Genomic DNA, 7,741 nt, shown 5'->3' with positions numbered 1-7,741 from the left:
CCCACCATGCGCGGTTTCCTCCCTTGGAGGCTTTCGGACGCCGGCCGCCCGAATGTGCCGCGCCGTCAATCATGCGGCCGGCATCCGAAACCCTTCACAATTACGGAAGTCCCAAATTGGGCGCGGCGCTGGGCACTGATCGGGGCAGCGGTACCACTCCGTTTGATGATGCCGCGCTCCACGAAGTTCGCTCAAGCCGCTGGACGCCTCGCCTACGCCGTCCGCAACACCGGCGCCGGCGGCTGCGACGGCCGGATCAGCGCAAACGCGACCTGGATGATGCCGCCGGCCAGCCCCAGCGCGACGCCGATGCGCCAGGCCATCGTGTACGAGCCGAGCGCGTCGTAGAGCAGCCCGCCTCCGTAGGCACCGAGGAAGCTGCCGATCTGGTGGCTCATGAAGGCGAGGCCCTGGATCATCGCCTGCCAGCGCAGGCCGAACATCTCGGCAACCGCGCCCGCGACCAGCGGTCCGACACCCATCCACAGGAAGCCCATGATTGCGCCGAACAGCAAGGTCGAGGCAGGCGTCGCCGGCAACATGAAGTACCAGGCCAGCGCCAGCGAGCGCAGGACGTAGATGCCGCCGAGCAGCGCCAGCTTGTTCCAGCGCTGGCCGGCCCAGCCGAAGAACAGCGAGCCGAGCACGTTGAAGCCGCCGATCATCCCGAGCGTCTGCGCGCTCAGCATCGGATCGAGGCCGCAGATCGCGAGATAGGACGGCAGGTGCGTGGTGAGGAACACGAGCTGCATGCCGCAGACGAGATAGGCGCAGGTCATCACCACGAAGGACGCATTGCCGAAGGCGGTCTTCGCTGCAATCATCGCCGTGGCATCGACGATCTCGTCAGTCGCGGGCTTCGGCAGCGGGACCGCGTCGACGCGCCCGGCATACCAGGCCGCCGGGATCATCAGCACCGACATCACCACGAAGCCGGCCAGCCCAATGCGCCAGCCAAAGCCCTCGTTGAGCATCTGCCCGATCGGCGCTGACAGCAGCGCGCCGAGCGAGCCCGCGCCGGAGACGATGCCGAGCACGGTGGAACGCACCGTCGCGGGCACCGCGCGCGCCGCCACCGACATCGCGATTGCCGCCGCGGTGCAGGCGAGCGAGGTGCCGATCAGCACGCCGGCGCCGATCATGATGGCGACGAGACCGTTCGCGGTTGCCATCAGCACCAGGCCCGCGATGTACATGAACGAGCCTGCGATCATGATCGGACGGAAGCCGTAGCGCGTGGTCATTGCCCCGGCGAGCGGCTGGAGAAAGCCCCAGGCGAGGTTCTGCACGGCCAGCGCCAGCGTGAAATCGGAGATCGACAGATGGATGTCGTGGGTCAGCGGCTGCATGAAGATGCCGAGGCTCTGCCGCAGCCCCATGCTCAGCGTCAGCATGATCGAGGCGCCGATCAGGATGGGCAATGTCGGGCGCAGGACCTGCAACAGGGGCATTTTTGTCTCCCTCATCGGCGCGGCGCGAGCGCCGTCGTCTGCAATATCAGTTGATTTTGGTTACACAGACCTGTGTACTTAGGCTATGAATAGCGTGCGCTGTCAAGCAAACAGGACATTCACCGCCGCATGGCTCCCCCGCCCGCCCCACAGACGATGAAAGAGCGGATTCTCGAGACCGCCGACAAACTGTTCTATCTTCAGGGCATTCGCGCCATCGGCGTCGACACCATCGCGGCCGAGATCGGCATCTCCAAGCGCACGCTCTACAACCACTTCCCCTCCAAGGACGCGCTGATCGCCGCCTACCTGGAGCGCCGCTTCGTGCAGCCCCGCCCCTCCGACAAGCCCCCGGCCGAGCAGATCCTCGCCACCTTCGATTCGCTGGAGCGCCGCTTCGCCGCAAAAGATTTTCGCGGCTGCCCGTTCGTGAATGCCGTCGCCGAACTTGGCCCGGCGGACCGCGCCGTAAAGAAGATTGCCATCGCCTTCAAGGAAAGCCGCCGCACCTGGTTTCGCGATCGCCTCAATGAGCTCGGCGTTGCGAACGCAGAGGCACTCGCAACGCAGCTTGTGCTGCTGGTCGACGGCTCGATCGCGCAGGACCTCGTCCGCGACGACCCCGCAATGGCCCGCGCCGCGAAGGAAGCGGCGACGGTGCTGCTGCGGAATGCGGGGGTGACGGTGGGAGATCAGACTACGGTGAAGCGAGGCAAGCGGCCGGCCCGGCATCCCTGAAGCAGCTGCAACATCAGAACCCGCCGCTCGCCGCAAGAAGTACGGATCGGAAAGCACGCACCGCAAGGTCCGTTTGCCGTGCTTCACCCTTCGATCTCTTGAAGCGAGTGGACTGAGAGGAACCATCGTCATTTCGGCGTAGTTGACCTTCTTTACACCGGAGAAGGTCATGAATCGAAAATCGCTTCTTCTTACAGCCGCACTGTCCTTCGCTGTTGCCGCTCCCGTCTTCGCACAAGGCGGCGGCGGAGGTGGTGGCGGCGGAGGCGCGGGTGGCGCAGCTGCGAGCGGCGGCGCGTCCGGATCATCCGCCAGCTCAGGCGCAGGCACTGGCACGTCTGGCGCCGCCAATGGAGGCCACTCGGCGCCATCCGGCATGGGCACAAACGGAACCTCAACCGGCGCTCACACCAACAACTCTCCAACCAACCCGAACGTTCAGCCCCCGACGCCGAACGGGAATACCGCGAGCACACCGACCACCACCGGCGCGGGCAACACCGCGTCAGGATCGACACAGGCGGGCACGCCAAACGGGACCGACAGGTCCGGTATCACGTCCACCAACGGCGCCAACAGCGACAACAAGAACCAGATGAGCCCCGCGGAGCAGGCAAGAACGGGGATCAAGACGCTTCCACAGGATCAAACTCCAGGAGCCGTCAGTGCGCCGGGTGTTGGCGTCGGTCATGCGGCGAACGGCTTGCCGATCGGTACGCCCGGTTCAGGGACCAGCAACGTCGATCAGAAGTGACCCGGACTTTCTCCATCTCCACAGGGCCCGCTACGGCGGGCCCTTTCTGTGACGTCCTGAAGGGAGTGGACGAGGCCTAGGGCTGCGAGGGCGAGACATGGAGTAAACTTGGCATCAGGCGGCCCTGCCGATACACTGGTTTTTTTTGGGGCGTGCCCATGATTAGATTTTCGTCGTTGCTGCCAATTTCATTTCTGATCATCTGCACCCCGGCCTGGGCCGACGAGATGAAGATCCAATTCACGTTTGGACCTCCGCGGCCCTGCACCACCGTCTTTCCCAATCCCGAAATCAAGATGAAGAGTGTTCCGCCCGGCACGCGCACGATCGTCGTCAAGTTTCGCAGAGAGAAGAACTACGAGATGGGGGGCCAGGAGATCCCATTTCCTTCAGACAACATCGTGAAGCCGGAGAGCTTGCGAACCTGGGGCCCCTGCAATTCCGGCCTGTACACTTATGAGGTCATCGCGAAGTCCAGCACGGGCGCGGCCCTGGCCAAGGCAGAATGGTCGGAGCCCTATCCTCCCTGACCTGAAGGGTGGACGCCCGCTTGTTCGCCGTGGCGTGCCGGATTCCTCGCTAGCGGGATGACAGCAGAGTTTGTGGATGTTGGATGCTAGCAGGATGCTCCTGTTTTGCCCGACGAGTCAAACGGCAATGCTGTGCGCATCAGCCGTTTTGCAGCCGACGTAAGCCATTGATCCGACTAGTGTCGGCTACTGTGCATGGGGTTGTTTTCGCGTTTTTTTACGCGGGCGTGTGCCAGCGGCCTCACGCCGCGTGCGACACCACGCGATTGCGGCCGTCGTGCTTGGCGCGGTACAGGGCGGTATCGGCGCGCTTGAGCACGTCGCCAACCGCCTCGCCCTTCTGCTCCAGCGTGGTCAGGCCGATCGAGATCGTGACCTCGATGCGCTTGGTGCCCTTGTGGATCGCAAAGGGCTCGCCGGCGATCGAGCGGCGCAGGCGCTCGGCGACCATGCCCGCGACGTGGAGATCGGTCTCCGGCATCACGATGACGAATTCCTCGCCGCCGTAGCGACAGGCAAGGTCGATGCCGCGGATCGACTTGCGCACCCGCACGGCGAATTCGCGCAGCACGTCGTCGCCGGCGTCGTGGCCGTAATTGTCGTTGATCGACTTGAAGTAGTCGATGTCCAGAATCATCAGCGCCAGCGGCTTGCCGCGCGTTGCGGCCTGCTCGGCCAGCGTCGCGAGATGGCTCTCCATGTAGCGCCGATTGTGCAGCCCCGTGAGCGCGTCGGTGATCGCCATCTCGATCGAATTCTGCACGTTGTCGCGCAAATGGTCGGTGTAGCGGCGACGGCGGATCTGGGTGCGGGCACGCGCCAGCAGCTCGATCTTGTCGATGGGACGCAGCAGATAGTCGTTGACGCCGATCTCGAGCCCGCGCAGCAGCCGCGTCGCGTTCTCGGGGTCGGCGATCGCCAGGATCGGCACATGCCGCGTGCGCTCCAGCGAGCGCGCCTGGCTGCACAGCCGCAGGCCGTCGAAATTGTTGAGGTCGAGCGAGACTATCAGCAGATCGTAATTGCCCTCGGCGGCGTGGAACAGCGCCTCCGTCGGGTTCGGCTCGACGTTGATGGTGTGCTCGGCGGCAAGGATCGTCGCCAGCCGCTCATAGGAGGACTGGCGGTCGTCGACCAGCAGGATACGGCCGCCCTTGCCGGTGTCGGAGATCGCACTGCGCTCGGGCGCCTGCATGCCGATCTCGAGCGAGGTGATGGCGCGCATGCGCAGCTCGTCCGTCATCATCTTCAGCCGGGTCAGCGAGCGCACGCGCGCGATCAGCACGACATCGGAGACGGGTTTTGTCAGGAAATCGTCGGCGCCGGCTTCCAGCCCGCGGTTGCGGTCGGACGGGCTGTCGAGCGCGGTGACCATCACGACGGGAATGTGATGCGTGGCCGGATCGGTCTTGAGCCGGCGGCAGACCTCGAAACCGTCCATGTCCGGCATCATGACGTCGAGCAGGATGATGTCGCATTCGGCGCGGGCGCAGATCGCCAGCGCCTCGGTGCCGTTCGCGGCGGTCATCACGTCGAAATATTCGGCGGACAGGCGGGCTTCGAGCAGCTTGACGTTGGCAGGGACGTCATCGACGACGAGAATACGCGCGGACACTGTGAACTCACTTCCTATCCGATGAAACGTCGGACCGTCTCAATGAATTTGCCGACCGAGATCGGCTTGGACAAATAGGCCTCGCAGCCGCCCTCGCGGATGCGCTCTTCGTCGCCCTTCATCGCGAACGCCGTGACGGCGACGACGGGAATGCTGCGCAGCTCCGGATCGTCCTTGATCCAGCGCGTCACCTCCAGGCCCGAGACCTGCGGCAATTGGATATCCATCAGCACGAGGTCGGGCCGCATCTTGCGAACGAGGTCGAGCGCCTCGTAGCCGTTGCTGGTGCCGGTGGTCTGGTAGCCGTGCGCCTCCAACAGGTCGCGGAAGAGCTTCATGTTGAGCTCGTTGTCTTCCACGATCAGGACGGTCTTAGCCATCCCGCCCTCCTGATTGGTCCGCAGACCGATGCATGTGACGCCTCAGGCGCCGGTCGCCGGCGCTTCGAAAACTGGATTCAAACTAGCCTCGAATTCGCTTGAGTTTCGTTAAACCCGAGGGCCGACTTTCTGCGATGTGGTTTCCAGTTGCTTGTCGGGGGTCGCAAGACTTGGGTAAGAGACTGGGCAAGAGACTTGGAAACGAGACTCGGGCATGGTGGCCCCAAAGTAGACACCGAAAGTTAACGGAAAGGCAAACCGGCCACGTGAAAAAGCCTGTTCACAACCCGCGCGAAGTCGCTGAAATCGTTGCGCTTCAGGCGCTGTCTTTCGTCGCGGGCGAACCCGAGCGGCTGGGCCTGTTCCTGGCCGAGACAGGGGTCGGCCCGGAGATGCTGCGCAATGCCGCCTCGGACCCCAATTTCCTGCTGAGCGTGCTCGATTTCGTGATGCGCGACGACGCCACCGTGAAGGCTTTTGCCAGCACGGCGGAACTGCATCCGACCAACGTTGCCGCAGCGCGGCAGGTTCTCGGCGACGCGCTCGGCGACCCCAATTGGGAGCGCGACGTGCCGTGACCTCCTTGGAGACGGCCGGGCCCCGCTGCTTCTGCCGGGATTGTTCGGCCGATCTGGATATGGGCGTGCGGCGCTGTTCCGCCTGCGGTTCCCCCCGCCTCGCCCGCCACCGCGCGCTCGCAAGCCTGACCATCGCCCATATCGACTGCGACGCCTTCTACGCGACCGTCGAGAAGCGCGACAATCCCGACATCGCCGACAAGCCCGTGATCATCGGCGGGGGCAAGCGCGGCGTGGTGTCGGCCGCCTGCTACATCGCCCGCACCTACGGCGTGCGGTCGGCCATGCCGATGTACAAGGCGTTGGAAGCCTGCCCGCATGCAGCCGTGATCCCGCCGAACATGGCGAAATATGTCCGGGTCGGGCGCGAGGTGCGCCAGGCCATGCAAGCGCTGACGCCGCTGGTCGAGCCGCTTTCGATCGACGAGGCGTTCCTCGATCTCTCCGGCACCGAGCGGGTGCACGGCATGATCCCGGCCAAGGTGCTGGCGCGGTTCGCACGCAACATCGAGCGCGACATCGGCATCAGCGTCTCGGTCGGCCTCTCCTGCAACAAGTTCCTGGCGAAGATCGCCTCCGACCTGGACAAGCCGCGCGGGTTTGCTGCGCTCGACCAGGACGAAGCGCGCCTGATGCTGGCGGAGAAGCCGGTCGGTTTCATTTTCGGCGTTGGACCCGCGACGCAGGAGCGTCTGGTGCAACGCGGCTTCCGCATCATCGCGGACCTGCAGAAGGCCGACGAGATCGAGGTGATGCGGCAGTTTCCGAGTGACGGCCGCAGGCTGTGGCGACTCGCGCGCGGCATCGACGACCGCCGCGTCGAGCCCGATCGGGGCGCCAAGACGATTTCGAGCGAGACGACGTTCGAGACCGACATCCGGGACTTCGCGACGCTGGAGAAGATTTTGTGGCGGCTGTGCGAAAAGACGTCGTCTCGCCTTAAGAGCAGCGAGCTCGCCGGCCTGACCGTCACGTTGAAGCTGAAGACCGCCGATTTCCGCCAGCGCACCCGCTCGCAGTCGATCACGGCCCCGACGCAGCTTGCCGCGAAGATCTTCTCGATCTGCCGCGAGATGCTGGCGAAAGAGATCGACGGCACCGCCTTCCGCCTGATGGGCGCCGGCGTCAGCGCCCTGCGCGAGGGTTCAGTCGCCGACGACACCGACATGCTCGACCGCCGCGCCGCCCATGCCGAGCGCGCGGTGGACAGCTTGCGCAAGAAATTCGGCAGCGCCGCAGTGATCCGCGGCATCGCGTATGAGGGGCCGGAAAAGGCGCAGGAGTGATGACAGGCGAACGCGACCTCCACGCACTGCTGAGACACATGAAGCCGGAGATGCGGCCGGGCATCTTCGTGTTCTGCACGATCCCGACGAACGAGCCAGTTCCCGCAGCGCTCAGTCCACTGCTGACGTTTTGCGAGCAGGAAGGAACGACGCTGGTGCTCCTGCGCGAAGAGGCCGAAGCGGCAGGACTACGCCACGCATTTGCATCGTGCCTGATCACCCTGACGGTTCACTCCGCACTCGATGCGGTCGGCTTCCTGGCGGCGATCACGGCACGTCTCGCCGCAGCCGGCATCAGCGTGAACGCCGTGTCGGCGTTTCACCACGATCATTTGTTTGTGCCGGCAGACAGGGCCGACGACGCGATGGTTCTTCTGCGAGAGATGTCCAACGCAACACACTTGTAGCG

9 protein-coding genes are annotated in these 7,741 nt (G+C 64.6%); 5 read left to right on the top strand and 4 right to left on the bottom strand.

The window, feature by feature from the left end:
* Positions 1-212 precede the first annotated feature (212 nt).
* Complete coding sequence (locus tag IVB36_RS22580) at positions 213-1,451, bottom strand: MFS transporter (protein ID WP_247297033.1); 1,239 nt, start codon at positions 1,449-1,451, stop codon at positions 213-215.
* A 129-nt stretch (positions 1,452-1,580) separates the two neighbouring features.
* On the opposite strand from IVB36_RS22580, the gene IVB36_RS22575 reads away from it, so the two are divergent.
* Entirely contained in the window at positions 1,581-2,189 is a 609-nt protein-coding gene (locus tag IVB36_RS22575; protein WP_085384428.1) for a TetR/AcrR family transcriptional regulator, read from the top strand.
* 438 nt (positions 2,190-2,627) lie between these two features.
* On the opposite strand, the gene IVB36_RS22570 is transcribed toward IVB36_RS22575, so the two are convergent.
* On the bottom strand, positions 2,628-2,819 hold the full coding sequence (locus IVB36_RS22570) for a hypothetical protein (RefSeq protein ID WP_085386298.1): 192 nt from the start codon (positions 2,817-2,819) through the stop codon (positions 2,628-2,630).
* 282 nt (positions 2,820-3,101) lie between these two features.
* Between IVB36_RS22570 and IVB36_RS22565 the strand changes: the two genes are divergently transcribed.
* A complete protein-coding gene (locus IVB36_RS22565) occupies positions 3,102-3,473 on the top strand; it encodes a hypothetical protein (RefSeq protein WP_085384430.1) in 372 nt (123 codons plus the stop codon).
* 241 nt (positions 3,474-3,714) lie between these two features.
* Here the strand turns inward: IVB36_RS22565 and IVB36_RS22560 are convergent, their stop codons facing one another.
* Both IVB36_RS22560 and IVB36_RS22555 read right to left on the bottom strand, forming a co-directional pair.
* Positions 3,715-5,088: a PleD family two-component system response regulator gene (locus tag IVB36_RS22560; protein WP_247392991.1), complete on the bottom strand. Its 1,374-nt coding sequence runs from the start codon at positions 5,086-5,088 to the stop codon at positions 3,715-3,717.
* Positions 5,089-5,102: 14 nt separating this feature from the next.
* Positions 5,103-5,468, bottom strand: a complete 366-nt coding sequence (locus IVB36_RS22555) for a response regulator (protein ID WP_007603272.1) — start codon at positions 5,466-5,468, stop codon at positions 5,103-5,105.
* A gap of 266 nt (positions 5,469-5,734) precedes the next feature.
* Between IVB36_RS22555 and IVB36_RS22550 the strand changes: the two genes are divergently transcribed.
* Genes IVB36_RS22550 through IVB36_RS22540 form a run of 3 tightly spaced genes read left to right on the top strand, consistent with a single transcriptional unit; the run spans position 5,735 to position 7,739 of the window.
* Positions 5,735-6,046, top strand: a complete 312-nt coding sequence (locus IVB36_RS22550; protein ID WP_027518410.1) for a DUF3572 domain-containing protein — start codon at positions 5,735-5,737, stop codon at positions 6,044-6,046.
* The gene (locus IVB36_RS22545; RefSeq protein ID WP_085395620.1) at positions 6,043-7,332 is read left to right on the top strand and encodes a DNA polymerase IV; all 1,290 of its coding nucleotides are present in this window, start codon (positions 6,043-6,045) and stop codon (positions 7,330-7,332) included. The genes IVB36_RS22550 and IVB36_RS22545 overlap by 4 nt, the downstream gene beginning before the upstream one ends.
* On the top strand, positions 7,332-7,739 hold the full coding sequence (locus IVB36_RS22540) for an ACT domain-containing protein (RefSeq protein WP_085351383.1): 408 nt from the start codon (positions 7,332-7,334) through the stop codon (positions 7,737-7,739). The genes IVB36_RS22545 and IVB36_RS22540 overlap by 1 nt, the downstream gene beginning before the upstream one ends.
* Positions 7,740-7,741 lie beyond the last annotated feature (2 nt).

Source organism: Bradyrhizobium sp. 35 (assembly GCF_023073215.1).
In the GTDB taxonomy this organism is placed as follows: Bacteria; Pseudomonadota; Alphaproteobacteria; order Rhizobiales; family Xanthobacteraceae; genus Bradyrhizobium; species Bradyrhizobium canariense_D.
This window is presented reverse-complemented; position numbering and strand designations above follow the sequence as displayed.